General features: G+C 67.1%; 17 protein-coding genes. 16 read left to right on the top strand and 1 reads right to left on the bottom strand.

What is annotated here, in order from left to right:
- Nucleotides 1–26 precede the first annotated feature (26 nt).
- The 15 genes from rpmE (at nucleotide 27) to G6N35_RS11275 (ending at nucleotide 12,832) form a co-directional block, all read left to right on the top strand.
- Nucleotides 27–260, top strand: coding sequence for a 50S ribosomal protein L31 (rpmE, locus tag G6N35_RS11345; RefSeq protein WP_163804343.1), 234 nt, complete (start codon nucleotides 27–29; stop codon nucleotides 258–260).
- 90 nt (nucleotides 261–350) lie between these two features.
- On the top strand, nucleotides 351–1,427 hold the full coding sequence (gene prfA / locus G6N35_RS11340) for a peptide chain release factor 1 (protein WP_163804342.1): 1,077 nt from the start codon (nucleotides 351–353) through the stop codon (nucleotides 1,425–1,427).
- 8 nt (nucleotides 1,428–1,435) lie between these two features.
- Nucleotides 1,436–2,311 carry a peptide chain release factor N(5)-glutamine methyltransferase gene (prmC, locus tag G6N35_RS11335; protein WP_163804341.1) on the top strand — a complete coding sequence of 292 codons (876 nt, stop codon included), beginning with the start codon at nucleotides 1,436–1,438 and terminating at the stop codon, nucleotides 2,309–2,311.
- Nucleotides 2,308–2,961 (top strand): L-threonylcarbamoyladenylate synthase, encoded by a 654-nt coding sequence (locus G6N35_RS11330; protein ID WP_163804340.1) that lies wholly within the window; start codon nucleotides 2,308–2,310, stop codon nucleotides 2,959–2,961. The genes prmC and G6N35_RS11330 overlap by 4 nt, the downstream gene beginning before the upstream one ends.
- Nucleotides 2,962–3,006: 45 nt before the next feature.
- The gene (locus tag G6N35_RS11325) at nucleotides 3,007–4,197 is read left to right on the top strand and encodes a glycosyltransferase family 4 protein (RefSeq protein ID WP_163804339.1); all 1,191 of its coding nucleotides are present in this window, start codon (nucleotides 3,007–3,009) and stop codon (nucleotides 4,195–4,197) included.
- A 237-nt stretch (nucleotides 4,198–4,434) separates the two neighbouring features.
- Nucleotides 4,435–4,902: an ATP synthase subunit I gene (locus tag G6N35_RS11320; protein ID WP_163804338.1), complete on the top strand. Its 468-nt coding sequence runs from the start codon at nucleotides 4,435–4,437 to the stop codon at nucleotides 4,900–4,902.
- 7 nt (nucleotides 4,903–4,909) lie between these two features.
- Nucleotides 4,910–5,665 carry a F0F1 ATP synthase subunit A gene (atpB, locus tag G6N35_RS11315; RefSeq protein WP_163804337.1) on the top strand — a complete coding sequence of 252 codons (756 nt, stop codon included), beginning with the start codon at nucleotides 4,910–4,912 and terminating at the stop codon, nucleotides 5,663–5,665.
- A gap of 71 nt (nucleotides 5,666–5,736) precedes the next feature.
- Nucleotides 5,737–5,988, top strand: coding sequence for a F0F1 ATP synthase subunit C (locus tag G6N35_RS11310; RefSeq protein WP_036343982.1), 252 nt, complete (start codon nucleotides 5,737–5,739; stop codon nucleotides 5,986–5,988).
- A gap of 5 nt (nucleotides 5,989–5,993) precedes the next feature.
- Nucleotides 5,994–6,506 (top strand): F0F1 ATP synthase subunit B, encoded by a 513-nt coding sequence (locus tag G6N35_RS11305; RefSeq protein ID WP_163804336.1) that lies wholly within the window; start codon nucleotides 5,994–5,996, stop codon nucleotides 6,504–6,506.
- Between the two features lie 4 nt (nucleotides 6,507–6,510).
- On the top strand, nucleotides 6,511–7,842 hold the full coding sequence (locus G6N35_RS11300; protein WP_163804335.1) for a F0F1 ATP synthase subunit B/delta: 1,332 nt from the start codon (nucleotides 6,511–6,513) through the stop codon (nucleotides 7,840–7,842).
- Nucleotides 7,843–7,935: 93 nt separating this feature from the next.
- On the top strand, nucleotides 7,936–9,585 hold the full coding sequence (atpA, locus tag G6N35_RS11295; protein ID WP_163804334.1) for a F0F1 ATP synthase subunit alpha: 1,650 nt from the start codon (nucleotides 7,936–7,938) through the stop codon (nucleotides 9,583–9,585).
- Nucleotides 9,586–9,592: 7 nt separating this feature from the next.
- A complete protein-coding gene (locus G6N35_RS11290; protein ID WP_163804333.1) occupies nucleotides 9,593–10,516 on the top strand; it encodes a F0F1 ATP synthase subunit gamma in 924 nt (307 codons plus the stop codon).
- Nucleotides 10,517–10,541: 25 nt separating this feature from the next.
- Nucleotides 10,542–11,972, top strand: a complete 1,431-nt coding sequence (atpD, locus tag G6N35_RS11285; RefSeq protein WP_163804332.1) for a F0F1 ATP synthase subunit beta — start codon at nucleotides 10,542–10,544, stop codon at nucleotides 11,970–11,972.
- A gap of 27 nt (nucleotides 11,973–11,999) precedes the next feature.
- Nucleotides 12,000–12,365, top strand: a complete 366-nt coding sequence (locus G6N35_RS11280) for a F0F1 ATP synthase subunit epsilon (protein WP_163804331.1) — start codon at nucleotides 12,000–12,002, stop codon at nucleotides 12,363–12,365.
- Nucleotides 12,366–12,382: 17 nt separating this feature from the next.
- Nucleotides 12,383–12,832 carry a DUF2550 domain-containing protein gene (locus G6N35_RS11275; RefSeq protein ID WP_163804330.1) on the top strand — a complete coding sequence of 150 codons (450 nt, stop codon included), beginning with the start codon at nucleotides 12,383–12,385 and terminating at the stop codon, nucleotides 12,830–12,832.
- Here the strand turns inward: G6N35_RS11275 and G6N35_RS11270 are convergent.
- Entirely contained in the window at nucleotides 12,829–13,422 is a 594-nt protein-coding gene (locus tag G6N35_RS11270; RefSeq protein ID WP_163804329.1) for a cob(I)yrinic acid a,c-diamide adenosyltransferase, read from the bottom strand. The genes G6N35_RS11275 and G6N35_RS11270 overlap by 4 nt on opposite strands.
- A gap of 61 nt (nucleotides 13,423–13,483) precedes the next feature.
- Here G6N35_RS11270 and murA point away from each other — a divergent pair, with 61 nt between their 5' ends.
- Entirely contained in the window at nucleotides 13,484–14,734 is a 1,251-nt protein-coding gene (gene murA, locus G6N35_RS11265; RefSeq protein WP_163804328.1) for a UDP-N-acetylglucosamine 1-carboxyvinyltransferase, read from the top strand.
- Nucleotides 14,735–14,907 lie beyond the last annotated feature (173 nt).

The following is a 14,907-nucleotide window of genomic DNA, read 5'->3' as shown; positions in this document are numbered from 1 at the left end:
GGCGACCTACGAATGAAGAGGACACCATGAAGACAGGCATTCACCCTGCCTACGCCGAGACCACCGTGGTCTGCGGCTGTGGCAACACGTTCACCACGCGCAGCACCAAGGAAGGCGGCCACATCGTGGTCGAGGTCTGCTCGCAGTGCCATCCCTTCTACACCGGCAAGCAGAAGATCCTCGACAGCGGCGGCCGCGTGGCCCGCTTCGAGAAGCGCTACGGCAAGCGCAAGACGGCTGCGGAGTCGGCCGACAAGTAGCTGCCTCACCGACGCCCGCTCTGTCGCGATGATCCGCGAGAGGCCGGGCGTCGGTCTGCGTTCGGGCACAGTTGAGGTGAAGGAGGGTTGATGGCGCAACAAGCCGCGATGGCAGTCGACACCGTGCTCGCCGAGCACGCAGACCTCGAGCGTCAGCTCTCCGATCCCGACCTGCACGGCGATGCGGCCAATGCCCGCCGGGTCGGACGGCGCTTCGCCCAGCTCGCACCGATCGTCGCCACCTACCGCAGGCTGGAGACGGCGCGCGGTGATCTGGAGGCCGCCCGCGAACTGGCCGCCGAGGATACGTCGTTCGCCGCCGAGGTCCCCGAGCTCGAGGCCCGGGTGGCCGAACTCGACGCGCACCTCACCGACCTGCTGGCCCCGCGTGACCCGCACGACGCCGACGACATCGTGCTCGAGGTGAAATCCGGTGAGGGCGGCGAGGAGTCGGCCCTGTTCGCCGCCGACCTGGCCAGGATGTACATCCGCTACGCCGAGCGGCACGGCTGGACCGTCACCGTGCTCGACGAAACCACCAGTGACCTCGGCGGCTACAAGGACGCGACGCTGTCCATCCGGAGCAAGGGCGACTCCGCCGACGGCGTGTGGGCCCGGCTGAAGTTCGAAGGCGGCGTGCATCGGGTGCAGCGGGTGCCGGTCACCGAATCGCAGGGCCGGGTGCACACCTCGGCGGCCGGGGTGTTGGTGTACCCCGAGCCCGAAGAGGTCGAGCAGGTGGCGATCGACGAGTCCGATCTGCGTATCGACGTCTACCGGTCTTCCGGCAAGGGTGGTCAGGGCGTGAACACCACCGACTCCGCGGTGCGCATCACCCACCTGCCCACCAACATCGTGGTCACCTGTCAGAACGAACGGTCTCAGCTGCAGAACAAGGCCCGCGCCATGCAGGTGCTGGCTGCGCGACTGCAGGCGCTGGCCGAGGAGCAGGCCCAGGCTGACGCCTCGGCCGACCGTGCCAGTCAGATCCGCACCGTCGACCGCAGCGAGCGGATCCGCACGTACAACTTCCCGGAGAACCGGATCGCCGACCACCGGATCAATTTCAAGGCGCACAACCTCGACCAGGTTCTCGACGGCGATATGGACGCGCTGCTCGACGCGCTGGGCGAGGCCGACAAGCAAGCCCGGCTCGCCCAGGCCTAGGGCCGGACATGACGAACCGAGCCATCGGCCCGAGCCAGCTGCGCCGAGCCATCGACTCCGCCGCCGCGACCCTCGCCCGGGCCGGGATTGATTCGGCGCGAACCGATGCCGAGCTGCTGGCGGCCCATGTGGTGGGTGTCGAACGGGGCCGGCTGGTGACGATCGACCCGCCCGGCCCGGACTTCTATGAGCACTACGACCAGGTGATCGCCCGGCGGTCCCAACGGGTGCCCCTCCAGCACCTGACCGGTACCGCGGCCTTCGGGTCGCTCCAGCTGCGAGTGGGCCCCGGGGTGTTCATCCCGCGGCCCGAGACCGAGGCACTGCTGGAATGGACTCTGGCCCAACCTCTCCCAGCTGGGCCGGTCATCGTGGACCTGTGCACCGGGTCGGGTGCGCTGGCGATCGCGATGGCCGCGGCCCGGCCGGACGCCCGGGTGATCGCCGTCGACGACGATCCCACCGCACTCGAGTACGCCCGGCGCAACGCCGATGCCGCCCCGGTCGAGCTGGTGAGCGCCGACGTCACCGTGCCCGAGCTGCTTGGGGAGCTGGACGGTACGGTCGACCTCGTGGTGTCCAACCCGCCCTACATCCCAGCCGGTGCCGAGCTGGAACCCGAAGTCGCCCAGCATGACCCGGCCCACGCGTTGTTCGGCGGTCCGGACGGCATGGCGGTGATCGGCCCGATCGTCGGCCACGCGGGGCGCTGGCTGCGGCCGGGAGGGTGGCTGGCCATCGAGCACGACGACACAACATCCCAGCAGACGGTTGAAACCATCAGCCGCACTGGACTTTTCACAGCGATCACCGCGCGCCGTGATCTGGCGGGCCGGCCGCGATTTGTGACGGCCCGCAGGACGGGCATGGAGGAGCCAACGTGACCCAGGTATTCGACTGCGCCGACAACACCCGGCGCCAAGAGGCCGTCGCGGCGGCCGCCGCCGCGGTCAAGAGCGGCCGGTTGGTCGTCATGCCCACCGACACCGTCTACGGCCTGGGCGCCGATGCGTTCGACAGCAACGCCGTCGCCAGCCTGCTCGCGGCCAAGGGCCGGGGCCGCGACATGCCGGTCGGCGTGCTGGTCGGGTCCTGGCACACCATCGAAGGCCTGGTCTACACCGTCCCGCACGCGGCCCGCGAACTCATCCGGGCGTTCTGGCCCGGAGCCCTGAGCCTGGTGGTGCGGCAGGCCCCGTCGCTGCAATGGGACCTCGGCGACGCCCGGGGCACCGTTATGCTGCGCATGCCGATGCACCCGGTGGCCATCGAGTTGCTTCGCGAAACCGGGCCGATGGCGGTCTCCAGTGCGAACATCTCCGGGCGCCCGGCGGCCACCACGGCCGAGGAGGCGCAGCGTCAGCTCGGCGATCTGGTGCAGGTCTACCTCGACGCCGGGCCGTCGCAGGAGCAGGCAGCCTCCACCATCGTCGACCTCACCGGTGCGGAGCCCCGGCTGCTGCGTGAGGGGCCGGTCAGCGCCCAGGCCATTGCCGATGTTCTCGGCATCGAGGTCGCGGCACTGACCGCTTGATCGGCGCGGCTGCGGTCACAGCTTGGTGCAGTACGGTTTGTCCAAATGGTCAGCGGATCTGAAGTTGTTCTCGCGCTGTCTGACCGCGGTGCCGGTGTTCCGTTGCGGGAGTTGGCACTCGTCGGCCTGACCGCCGCGATCATCACCTATTTCGCCACCGGCTGGGTCCGGGTGATGGCCACCCGTGCCGGTGCCCTGGCCTACCCCCGTGAGCGTGACGTGCACACCCGCCCGACGCCCCGGATGGGCGGGCTGGCGATGTACCTCGGGGTGGTGGCCGCGGTGTTCCTGGCCTCCCAGCTCCCGGCGCTCACCCGCGGCTTCATCTATTCCTCCGGCATGCCGGCGGTGGTGGTGGCCGGCGGCCTGATCATGGGTATCGGGCTGATCGACGACCGCTGGGGATTGGATGCTCTGACGAAGTTCGCCGGCCAGATCACCGCCGCCAGCGTGCTGGTCACCATGGGCGTGGCGTGGAGCGTGCTCTACATCCCGTTCGGCGGGGTGGGCACCATCGTGCTCGACCAGGTGTCATCGATCCTGCTGACGCTGGCGCTGACGGTGTCGATCGTCAACGCGATGAACTTCGTCGACGGGCTCGACGGCCTGGCCGCCGGGCTTGGCCTGATCACCGCCTCGGCGATCTGTATCTTCTCGGTCGGGCTGCTCCGTGACCATGGCGGCGACGTGCTGTTCTATCCGCCCGCCGTCATCTCCGTCGTGCTGGCCGGCGCCTGCCTGGGATTCCTGCCGCACAACTTCTACCGGGCCAAGATCTTCATGGGGGACTCCGGCTCGATGCTGATCGGGCTGATGCTGGCCGCCGCCTCCACCACCGCGGCGGGGCCGATCTCGCAGAGCGCCTACGGCGCCCGCGACGTGTTCGCGCTGCTGTCACCGTTCCTGCTGGTGGTGGCGGTGATGTTCGTGCCTGCCCTGGACATGCTGCTGGCCATCGTGCGCCGCACCAGGGCGGGGCTCAGCCCGTTCAGCCCCGACAAGATGCACCTGCACCACCGGCTGCTGCAGATCGGCCACTCCCACCGGCGCGTTGTCCTGCTCATCTACTTGTGGGTGGGCATCGTCGCGCTGGGCGCGGCGAGCACGATCTTCTTCGATCCGCGCTACACCGGAGGGGTCATGCTGGCCGCGATCGTGGTCGCCGTGGTGGTCACGCTGATCCCGTTGCTGCGCCGTGGAGACGACGACTACGACGAGATTTACGACGCGGAGTAGTAGACGTATTTAGGGCCGTCTACCATGTGGTACGGTGCTGGCAGAACCCGAAAGAAACCTCGCGGGTTGCCGGCCCCCGGCCCGTCGGATTCACCTCCGGTGAGCCGCTTTATGACCGACAAAGGGAGCTGCCCCTTGGGTGATTCCAGCGCGCCCGTCGCCGTCCGATACGCTCTCGGCGGGCCACGCAAGAATCGCTTCGGCCAGCTCTCGACAACGCAAGATTGAGGTGAACCTGTGACGACGCCAGCGCAAGATGCGCCGTTGGTGTTTCCGTCCGTTGCCTTCCGGCCCGTTCGGCTGCTTGCGATCTGCCTTGCCCTGACCGCCGTCGCCGTGGGCCTGGCAGCCTGGGCCGGCTACATCATGTTCGGCGTGTTCTTCGGCGTCGGTCTGGCGCTGGGCCTGACCAACGCGATCCTCGTCCAGCGCTCGGTCGAGTCGATCACCGCCGAGGACCACCCCCTCAAGCGCAAGATGGCGCTCAACTCCGCCACCCGGCTGCTGGTCATCAGCGCCATCGGCCTGGCGATCGCGTTCGCCTTCCGGCCCAGCGGCCTTGGAGTCCTTTTTGGCCTGGCGTTGTTCCAGGTTTTGCTTGTTTTGAGTACTGCGTTGCCGGTGTGGAAGAAAATTCGCACGGGTGACGACAGTGACGTTGTAGCCGCGGGGTCGGGCACCCCAGACGAAGCACCGAAGGATTGAGCACACCATGAGTGAACGAATCCTCGCCGAGGGCGCGATCGAGGTCGGCCATCACACCGAGGCCACCTGGCTGGGAATGACGGTCAACGTCGACACCGTCCTGGCGACCGCCGTCGCCGCCGTCATCGTCATCGCGCTGGCGTTCGTACTGCGGGCCAAGGTCACCTCGACCGGTGTGCCCAGCGGTGTCCAGCTGTTCTGGGAGGCACTGACCACCCAGATGCGCGGTCAGATCGAGTCGGCGATCGGCATGAAGATCGCCCCGTTCGTGCTGCCGCTGGCTGTCACCCTGTTCGTCTTCATCCTCATCGCGAACTGGATTTCGGTGCTGCCGGTGCAATACAGCACCGCCGACGGCAAGACCGCCGAGCTGCTCAAGCCGCCGGCCGCCGACATCAACTTTGTGCTCGCGCTCGCGCTGTTCGTGTTCCTCTGCTACCACGCCGCCGGTATCTGGCGTCGCGGTCTGCTGGGCCATCCGCTCAAGCTGCTCAAGGGTCACGTCGCGTTCCTGGCGCCGATCAACCTGGTCGAGGAGATCGCCAAGCCGATCTCGCTGTCGCTCCGACTTTTCGGCAACATCTTCGCCGGCGGCATCATGGTCGCGCTGATCGCGCTGTTCCCGCCCTACATCATGTGGGCGCCCAATGCGATCTGGAAGACCTTCGACCTCTTCGTCGGCCTCATCCAGGCGTTCATCTTCGCCTTGCTGACGATCCTGTACTTCAGCCAGTCCATGGAACTGGATGAGGAGCACCACTAAATAGACGTGTTCGACCCCCGAACCACCCACAGCCTGGTAGGAGTCCTACCAGCAATCAAGGAGGAATAGGAATGGCAGACCCCCAAATCGTCATGGGCGCCCTGATCGGCGGCGGCCTCATCCTGGGCGGCGGCGCCATCGGCGCCGGTATCGGCGACGGTATCGCCGGTAACGCCCTGATCTCCGGCATCGCCCGCCAGCCCGAAGCGCAGGGCCGCCTGTTCACCCCGTTCTTCATCACCGTTGGTCTGGTGGAAGCGGCGTACTTCATCAACCTGGCGTTCATGGCGTTGTTCGTCTTCGCCACCCCCGGCGCCTCCTAGCCGGCATGGGGGAGCACAGCGTCACCTTGTTGGCGGCTGAGGAAGGCGGCGGCACGTCGAACTTCCTCATCCCCAACGGCACCTTCTTCTTCGTGCTGGCCATCTTCTTGATCGTGCTGGGCGTGATCGGCAAGTTCGTCGTACCGCCGGTCCAGAAGGTGCTCGGTGAGCGCGAGGCGATGGTCGTCAAGACCACCGAGGACAACCGCAAGGCTGCCGAGCAGGAAGCCGCCGCAGACTCCGACTTCCAGAAGGAGATGCAGGCGGCTCGCACCGAGGCATCGGGAATCCGCGACCAGGCCCGCGCCGAAGGTCGGGCGATCCTCGACGAGATGCGCGGCCGTGCCAACGAAGAGGTGGCGGCCACCCTGCAGCAGGCCTCCGACCAACTCAAGGTGCAAAGCGATGCGATCGCGGCGGATCTGAGTTCGTCGGTCGAGACCCTGTCGGCGACCTTGGCCAGCCGGGTTCTCGGGGTCGAGGTTTCCAGCACGTCGGCGTCAGCGCCGGGACGGTAGGAGAATGTCAACCTTCATCGGACAGCTCATCGGCTTCCTGGTCATCATCTGGATCATCTGGCGGTATGTTGTGCCGCCGGTACGCACCATGATGGCCAACCAGCAGGAGGCCGTGCGCAACCAGTTGGACGAGAGCGCCAAGGCCGCCAAGCGCCTGGCCGATGCCGACAAGCATCACGCCGAGCGGCTCGCGGAGGCCAAGGCCGAGGCCGGCCGGATCGTCGAGGAGGCCCGCACCGACTCGGTGCGGATCGCCGAGCAGCTTCGCGCCCAGGCCGACGTCGAGGTCGAGCGGATCAAGGTTCAGGGCGGCCAGCAGGTTGCGCTTCTGCGCGCCCAGCTGGTCCGTCAGCTCCGCCAGGATCTCGGCGCCGAGTCGGTGCGCCGGGCCGGTGAGATCGTTCGGGCTCACGTCGCCGACCCGCAGGCTCAGGCCGCGACCATCGACCGGTTCCTCGATGAACTCGACTCGATGGCGCCTGCCGCCTTCACTCCGGAGGTCTCCTCGGATCTCCGGTCGGCCAGCCGGGACGCCCAGGCCGCCGTGGTCGCGAAGTTCGACGCCGTTTCGGCCGACCTGTCCGGTGAGGCCTTGTCGACGTTGTCCGACGAGTTGGCTTCGGTCTCGAAACTGCTTGTCGCCGAACCGATCCTGGCCCGCCACCTGGCCGAGGCCACCGGTGAGGTCGAGGCCAAGAAGCAACTCCTGCAGCGACTGCTCGCGGGCAAGGTCTCGGACACCACGCTGGACCTGCTCAACACCGCGGCGTCGGTGCGGTGGTCGCAGACCTCGGATCTGATCGACGGCGTCGAGCACATCGCCCGGCTGAGCCTGGTGGTTCGTGCCGAGCGCGACAACCAGGCCGACGAGGTCGAGGAGCAGCTGTTCCGGTTCAGCCGGATCCTCGATGAGCGGCCGCAATTGACCTCGCTGCTCAGCGATTACGCCAAGCCGACCGAGGGGCGCGCCGGGCTGGTCCGCAGCATCATGAGCCAGCAGAACGGCGGCAACGCCACGGCGATCGCGCTGCTCACGCAGACGGTGGAGCTGCTCCGCGGTGAACGGGCCGACCAGGCCGTGCTGGAGCTGGCACAGCTTGCCGTCGCCCGCCGGGGCGAGATCGTGGCCCACGTGGATGCCGCTACCGATCTCAGCGACGCCCAGCGGACCCGGCTCGCCCAGGTGCTGACCCGCATCTACAACCACCCAGTGTCAGTGCAGCTGAACACCGATCCCACCGTGCTGGGCGGCCTCTCGGTCGCAGTCGGCGACGAGGTGATCGACGGAACGCTGTCCTCCCGGCTGGCCGCAGCAGTCACCAAATTGCCCGACTAGCTGACCGACCAGGCGACGAACCCCCAAGACCCAAAACACAGGCATGAAAGACATAAGCCACCCGATGAGCGCTGGCGCGAAGAGGAGAACACAATGGCAGAGTTGACAATCTCGGCTGACGACATCCAGGGCGCCATCCAGGATTACGTCTCTAGCTTCGAGGCGGACACCGGCCGGGAGGAAATCGGTACCGTGATCGACGCCGGCGACGGCATCGCCCACGTCGAGGGTCTGCCCTCGGTGATGACCCAGGAACTGCTCGAGTTCCCCGGCGGCGTCCTGGGTGTCGCTCTGAACCTCGACGAGCACAGCGTCGGCGCGGTCATCCTCGGTGAATTCGAGAAGATCGAAGAAGGCCAACAGGTCAAGCGCACCGGTGAGGTGCTCTCGGTGCCCGTCGGCGACGCCTTCCTCGGGCGCGTCATCAACCCGCTCGGCCAGCCGATCGACGGCCAGGGCGACATCGCGGCCGAGACCCGTCGCGCACTGGAACTTCAGGCCCCCTCGGTGGTGCAGCGCCAGAGCGTCGGCGAGCCGCTGCAGACCGGTATCAAGGCCATCGACGCCATGACCCCGATCGGCCGCGGTCAGCGCCAGCTCATCATCGGCGACCGCAAGACCGGCAAGACCGCCGTTTGCGTGGACACCATCCTCAACCAGCGGGAAGCCTGGGAGACCGGTGACCCCAAGCAGCAAGTGCGTTGCGTATACGTCGCCGTCGGCCAGAAGGGCTCCACCATCGCCAGCGTGAAGCGGGCGCTGGAGGAGGGCGGCGCGATGGAGTACACCACTATCGTGGCCGCCCCGGCTTCTGATGCCGCCGGCTTCAAATGGCTTGCGCCCTACACCGGTTCGGCCATCGGCCAGCACTGGATGTACAACGGCAAGCACGTCCTGATCGTGTTCGACGACCTGTCCAAGCAGGCCGACGCCTACCGCGCCATCTCGCTGCTGCTGCGCCGTCCGCCGGGCCGCGAGGCGTTCCCCGGTGACGTCTTCTACCTGCACTCCCGCCTGCTGGAGCGTTGCGCCAAGCTGTCCGACGAACTCGGCGGCGGCTCGATGACCGGCCTGCCGATCATCGAGACCAAGGCCAACGACATCTCGGCGTTCATCCCCACCAACGTCATCTCGATCACCGACGGCCAGTGCTTCCTGGAGTCCGATCTGTTCAACCAGGGCGTGCGTCCGGCCATCAACGTCGGTGTGTCGGTCTCCCGCGTCGGTGGTGCCGCGCAGATCAAGGCGATGAAGGAGGTCGCCGGCTCGCTGCGTCTGGACCTCTCGCAGTACCGCGAGCTCGAGGCGTTCGCCGCCTTCGCCTCCGACCTGGACGCCGCGTCCAAGGCCCAGCTGGACCGTGGCGTGCGCCTGGTGGAGCTGCTCAAGCAGCCGCAGTACAGCCCGCTGGCTGTCGAGGATCAGGTGGTCGCGATCTTCCTCGGCACCCAGGGGCATCTGGATTCGGTTCCGGCCGAAGATGTGTCGCGCTTCGAGGCGGAATTCCTCGAGCACGTCAAGGCCAGCCACGCCGACATCCTCACCGGCATCAAGGAGAGCAAGAAGCTCTCCGAAGAAGCCGAGGAGAAGCTGGTCTCGGTCATCGCCGACTTCAAGAAGGGCTTCCTGACCACCGACGGCAGCTCCGTGGTGGTGGGTGACGAGAACGCCGAGGCGCTCGATCCCGAGGACCTGGAGAAGGAATCGGTCAAGGTCCACAAGCCGGCCCCCAAGAAGGCCTAGGTAACCAATGGCAGCCACACTGCGCGAACTACGCGGACGCATCCGTTCCGCCTCGTCGATCAAGAAGATCACGAAGGCTCAGGAGCTGATCGCCACGTCGCGGATCGCGAAGGCGCAGGCCCGGGTCGATGCGGCCCGGCCCTACTCCTCGCAGATCACCAACATGCTCACCGAGCTCGCCGGAGCCAGCGCGCTGGACCATCCGCTGCTCGTCGAGCGGTCGAACCCGAAGCGGGCCGGTGTGCTGGTGGTGTCCTCGGACCGCGGTCTGTGCGGTGGCTACAACGCCAACGTGCTGCGCCGCGCCGAGGAGCTGTTCTCGCTGCTGCGGGAAGAGGGCAAGACCCCGACCCTGTACGTGGTCGGCCGGAAAGCGCTGGGCTACTACAACTTCCGCCAGCGCAATGTCATCGAATCGTGGACCGGCTTCTCCGAGCGGCCCACCTACGAGGACGCCAAGCGGATCGCCGACACCCTGGTGACGGCGTTCATGGCCGGTGCTGATGACGAGGGCGAGGACCCGGGTCCCGACGGCATCCTCGGTGTCGACGAACTGCACATCGTCTCGACCGAGTTCCGGTCGATGCTGTCGCAGACGGCGCAGGCACTGCGGATCGCGCCGATGGTCATCGAGTACCTCGGCGAGCCGGAGGCCGGTCCCCGCACGCTGTACTCGTTCGAGCCGGACGCCGAGACGTTGTTCGATTCGCTGTTGCCCCGCTACATCGCCACCCGCGTGTACGCGGCGCTGCTGGAGGCGGCGGCATCGGAGTCGGCGTCGCGCCGGCGTGCCATGAAGTCGGCCACCGACAACGCCGACGAACTGATCAAGGCCCTCACGCTGGCGGCGAACCGCGAGCGGCAGGCGCAGATCACCCAGGAAATCAGCGAGATCGTCGGTGGCGCCAACGCGCTGGCCGACGCCCGATAGGCCTCATAGGAAAGCGAAGAGAGATATGACTGCTGCTGTAGACACCAAGACCGCAGGTCGCGTTGTCCGCATCACCGGCCCGGTGGTGGACGTCGAGTTCCCCCGTGGTTCGGTGCCCGAACTGTTCAACGCGCTGCATGCCGAGATCTCCTACGGCGCACTGTCGAAGACCCTGACGCTCGAGGTTGCCCAGCACCTCGGCGACAGCCTGGTGCGCACCATTTCGATGCAGCCCACCGACGGCCTGGTCCGCGGCGTCGAGGTCACCGACACCGGTGCATCCATCTCGGTTCCCGTCGGCGACGGCGTCAAGGGACACGTGTTCAACGCCCTCGGTGACTGCCTCGACGAGCCCGGCTACGGCAAGGACTTCGAGCACTGGTCGATCCACCGCAAGCCGCCGGCCTTCGCCGACCTCGAGCCCCGCACCGAGATGCTCGAGACCGGTCTGAAGGTCGTCGACCTGCTCACGCCGTACGTGCGCGGTGGCAAGATCGCCCTGTTCGGCGGTGCCGGCGTGGGCAAGACGGTGCTCATCCAGGAGATGATCAACCGCATCGCCCGCAACTTCGGTGGTACCTCGGTGTTCGCCGGCGTGGGGGAGCGCACCCGCGAGGGTAACGACCTGTGGGTCGAGCTCGCCGACGCCAACGTGCTCAAGGACACCGCGCTGGTGTTCGGTCAGATGGACGAGCCGCCGGGCACCCGTATGCGCGTGGCCCTGTCGGCGCTGACCATGGCCGAGTACTTCCGCGACGAGCAGGGCCAGGACGTGCTGCTGTTCATCGACAACATCTTCCGGTTCACCCAGGCCGGCTCGGAGGTCTCGACCCTGCTGGGCCGCATGCCTTCCGCCGTGGGCTACCAGCCGACCCTGGCCGACGAGATGGGTGAGCTCCAGGAGCGCATCACCTCGACGCGTGGCCGTTCGATCACCTCGATGCAGGCCGTGTACGTGCCCGCCGACGACTACACCGACCCGGCACCGGCCACCACGTTCGCCCACCTCGACGCGACCACTGAGCTCTCGCGTGCGGTGTTCTCCAAGGGCATCTTCCCCGCGGTGGATCCGCTGGCCTCCAGCTCGACGATCCTGCACCCCAGCGTCGTCGGCGACGAGCACTACCGGGTTGCCCAGGAAGTCATCCGAATCCTGCAGCGCTACAAGGACCTCCAGGACATCATCGCGATCCTCGGTATCGACGAGCTGTCCGAAGAGGACAAGGTGCTGGTTTACCGCGCCCGCAAGATCGAGCGCTTCCTCAGCCAGAACATGATGGCGGCCGAGCAGTTCACCGGTCAGCCCGGTTCGACGGTTCCGCTCAAGGAGACCATCGAGGCCTTCGACAAGCTGGCCAAGGGCGAGTTCGACCACCTGCCCGAGCAGGCGTTCTTCCTCATCGGCGGCCTCGACGACCTGGCGAAGAAGGCCGAAAGCCTCGGCACCAAGCTGTGAGTTTCACAACGCGAAAGGTGATGTGAGATGGCCGAATTGGACGTCGACATCGTCGCCGTCGAGCGCAAGATCTGGTCGGGCAAGGCGAAGTTCGTCTTCACCCGCACCACATCCGGCGAGATCGGCATCCTGCCCCGGCACATCCCGCTGGTCGCCCAGCTGGTCGACGATGCGATGGTGCGGGTCGAGCGAGAGGGTGAGGACGATCTGCGGATCGCCGTCGACGGTGGCTACCTGTCGGTGACCGAGGAGGGTGTGACTATCCTCGCCGAGTCTGCAGAGTTCGAATCCGAGATCGACGCGGACGCGGCGAAGTCCGATGCCGCCAGCGACGATCCAGAGATCGCAGCTCGGGGCCGGGCCCGCCTGCGGGCCGTCGGCCAGCTCGACTAGCCCGGGGACAGCGGCCGATGAGCGCGACGACGATGGTCATGGGCGCGCTCATCAGTGTGCTGGCACTCGTCGTCGTGGCGCTGAGCTACCGGTTGTGGAAGCTCCGCCAGGGTGGGACGGCCGCGATCCTGCGGGATATCCCCGCGGTCGGCGGTCACGGCTGGCGCCACGGCGTGGTGCGGTACGCCGGTGACGAGGCCAGGTTCTATCGGTTGTCGAGCCTGCGCTGGTGGCCGGATCGTCGGCTCGGCCGGCGCGGGCTGGACATCGTCTCCCGGCGCGCACCCCGGGGCGACGAGTTCGACATCATGACCGACGAGATCGTCGTACTCGAACTCAACGACACCACCACCGAGCGGCGCCGCGGCTATGAGATCGCCTTGGACCGTGGTGCGCTCACCGCGTTTCTGTCCTGGGTCGAGTCGCGGCCTTCACCGCGGTCGCGGCGACGCACGTCCGACCGCTAGGTCGTGGTCGGCCGGTCGGCCTCGGCTCCGCCCGGCTTCCACATCACATCGCCGTCCGGGTTGGCCACCCGAGACAGGATGAACAACAGGTCCGAGAGCCGGTTCAGGTACCTGGCCGGCAGCGGGCTGACGGTCTCGGGATAGGCCTTGACCGCAATCCACGCCGATCGCTCGGCGCGCCGGGTCACCGTTCGCGCGACGTGCAGCAGCGCCGAGAGCGCCGTTCCGCCGGGAAGAATGAACGAGTTCAGCGCGGGCAGGCCGTCGTTGTAATGGTCACACCACGCTTCGAGCCGTTCGATGTAGGGCCCGGTGATCCGCAGCGGGGGATATTCCGGGTTCTCGACCACCGGCGTCGACAGGTCGGCACCCGCGTCGAACAGGTCGTTCTGAATCTGGACCAGCACCGTGCGCAGCGACTCTTCCGGCTGGCCCACCGCCACCGCTACGCCGAGTGCGGCGTTGGCCTCGTCACAGTCGGCATAGGCGATGAGGCGCGGATCGCTCTTCTCGACCCGTGAGAAATCACTCAGACCCGAAGTCCCGTCGTCGCCGGTCCGGGTATAGATGCGGGTCAGGTGGACTCCCATGGCTAAACCGTACCGGCGACTGCCACGGCCGTCGGTGCTGGCTCCACTAAACTCAACGACCGTGGGCGAGCGTTTTGTGGTGACCGGCGGCAACCGGCTGTCTGGTGAGGTCGCGGTGGGCGGCGCCAAGAACAGCGTCCTGAAGCTGATGGCGGCCAGCCTGCTGGCCGAGGGCACCACGACGATCACCAACTGCCCGGACATCCTCGACGTACCCTTGATGGCTGAGGTGCTGCGGGGTCTGGGCGCCAACGTGGAGCTCGATGGCTCGGTTGTGCGGATCACGTCGCCCGACGAACCGAAGTACGAAGCCGATTTCGCGGCGGTCCGCCAGTTCCGCGCATCGGTGTGTGTGCTCGGCCCGTTGGTCGGTCGGTGTAAGCGGGCCCGTGTTGCGCTACCCGGTGGTGACGCGATCGGCTCGCGCCCGCTCGATATGCACCAGTCAGGGCTGCGCCAGCTCGGGGCGGAGTGCAACATCGAGCACGGCTGCGTGGTGGCCTCGGCCGATCACTTGCGGGGTGCCGAGATTCAGCTGGAGTTCCCGTCGGTCGGTGCTACCGAGAACATCCTGATGGCAGCCGTGGTCGCCGAGGGTGTCACCACGATTCACAACGCCGCCCGGGAACCTGATGTCGTCGACCTGTGCGAGATGCTCAACCAGATGGGCGCCCAGATCGAGGGCGCCGGTACATCGACATTGACCATCACCGGAGTCCCGAAGCTGCATCCGACCGAGCACCGGGTGATCGGTGACCGGATCGTGGCGGCGACGTGGGGGATCGCGGCGGCGATGACGCGCGGCGACATCTCGGTCACCGGTGTGGACCCGGCCCACCTGCAACTGGTGTTGCACAAACTGCATGACGCCGGCGCCACCGTGACGCAGAGCGACGACGGTTTCCGGATCGTCCAGTACGAGCGGCCGAAGGCGTGCAATGTGGCGACGCTGCCGTTCCCCGGATTCCCGACGGATCTGCAGCCGATGGCGATCGCCCTGGCGGCGGTCGCCGAGGGCACGTCGATGATCACCGAGAACGTGTTCGAGGCGCGGTTCCGATTCGTGGAGGAGATGATCCGCCTCGGCGCCGATGCACGGACTGATGGACATCACGCCGTGGTGCGCGGTCTGCCGCAGTTGTCCAGTGCGCCGGTGTGGTGTTCGGACATTCGCGCCGGTGCCGGCCTGGTGCTCGCGGGCCTGGTCGCCGACGGAGAAACCGAAGTTCACGACGTGTTTCACATCGACCGCGGCTACCCGCTGTTCGTCGAGAACCTGGTGCGACTTGGCGGAGAGATCGAACGCGTGTAATGTAGGCGTCCGGCCAGCCGCACCGGACCCAGCGATGGGACGGGAGCGGAGAGCCAAATTCGAGAATCTCTTGACGTTGTTCGAGTGGTTGCTCGCGCTCTCGATCCGGGAACGCTAGCAGCGATTTGACTCGGAGAGATCCTCACAGTAAGTTAGCGGGGTTGCCTGCTGAC

This window comes from Mycolicibacterium anyangense (genome assembly GCF_010731855.1).
In the GTDB taxonomy this organism is placed as follows: domain Bacteria; phylum Actinomycetota; class Actinomycetes; order Mycobacteriales; family Mycobacteriaceae; genus Mycobacterium; species Mycobacterium anyangense.
This window is presented reverse-complemented; position numbering and strand designations above follow the sequence as displayed.

What these genes read in the sequence shown, in the direction of transcription:
- atpD (WP_163804332.1), top strand. Translation starts at nt 10,542, where the DNA reads ATGACTGCTGCTGTAGACACCAAGACCGCAGGTCGCGTTGTCCGCATC.
- G6N35_RS11290 (WP_163804333.1), top strand. Translation starts at nt 9,593, where the DNA reads ATGGCAGCCACACTGCGCGAACTACGCGGACGCATCCGTTCCGCCTCG.
- G6N35_RS11325 (WP_163804339.1), top strand. Translation starts at nt 3,007, where the DNA reads ATGGTCAGCGGATCTGAAGTTGTTCTCGCGCTGTCTGACCGCGGTGCC.
- prmC (WP_163804341.1), top strand. Translation starts at nt 1,436, where the DNA reads ATGACGAACCGAGCCATCGGCCCGAGCCAGCTGCGCCGAGCCATCGAC.
- G6N35_RS11310 (WP_036343982.1), top strand. Translation starts at nt 5,737, where the DNA reads ATGGCAGACCCCCAAATCGTCATGGGCGCCCTGATCGGCGGCGGCCTC.
- atpA (WP_163804334.1), top strand. Translation starts at nt 7,936, where the DNA reads ATGGCAGAGTTGACAATCTCGGCTGACGACATCCAGGGCGCCATCCAG.
- G6N35_RS11270 (WP_163804329.1), bottom strand. Translation starts at nt 13,422, where the DNA reads ATGGGAGTCCACCTGACCCGCATCTATACCCGGACCGGCGACGACGGG.
- G6N35_RS11300 (WP_163804335.1), top strand. Translation starts at nt 6,511, where the DNA reads ATGTCAACCTTCATCGGACAGCTCATCGGCTTCCTGGTCATCATCTGG.
- G6N35_RS11280 (WP_163804331.1), top strand. Translation starts at nt 12,000, where the DNA reads ATGGCCGAATTGGACGTCGACATCGTCGCCGTCGAGCGCAAGATCTGG.
- prfA (WP_163804342.1), top strand. Translation starts at nt 351, where the DNA reads ATGGCGCAACAAGCCGCGATGGCAGTCGACACCGTGCTCGCCGAGCAC.
- atpB (WP_163804337.1), top strand. Translation starts at nt 4,910, where the DNA reads ATGAGTGAACGAATCCTCGCCGAGGGCGCGATCGAGGTCGGCCATCAC.
- G6N35_RS11275 (WP_163804330.1), top strand. Translation starts at nt 12,383, where the DNA reads ATGAGCGCGACGACGATGGTCATGGGCGCGCTCATCAGTGTGCTGGCA.
- G6N35_RS11305 (WP_163804336.1), top strand. Translation starts at nt 5,994, where the DNA reads ATGGGGGAGCACAGCGTCACCTTGTTGGCGGCTGAGGAAGGCGGCGGC.
- rpmE (WP_163804343.1), top strand. Translation starts at nt 27, where the DNA reads ATGAAGACAGGCATTCACCCTGCCTACGCCGAGACCACCGTGGTCTGC.